1 pseudogene is annotated in these 226 nt (G+C 47.8%); it reads right to left on the reverse strand.

Annotated elements, in window-relative coordinates:
- Positions 1-226, reverse strand: a pseudogene (locus V6252_RS13135) (F0F1 ATP synthase subunit alpha); the annotation flags it as partial.

Below are 226 nucleotides of genomic sequence, written 5' to 3' on the forward strand. Positions count from 1 at the left end.
CAAATACAATCAGTGCGTCTTCGCCTCTGTCACGGAAGTATTCGCCGATCGTACAACCTGAGTACGGTGCGATATTCTGAAGTGCTGCAGGCTCTGATGCTGAAGCAACCACAACAGTGGTTTATTCTAGTGCGCCAGTTTGCTCAAGCTTACGTACTACGTTAGCGATAGTCGAAGGTTTCTGTCCGATTGCCACGTATACACATTTAATGCCTGACGCTTTCTG

It is taken from the genome of Psychrobacter proteolyticus, from assembly GCF_038155145.1.
GTDB lineage: Bacteria > Pseudomonadota > Gammaproteobacteria > Pseudomonadales > Moraxellaceae > Psychrobacter > Psychrobacter proteolyticus_B.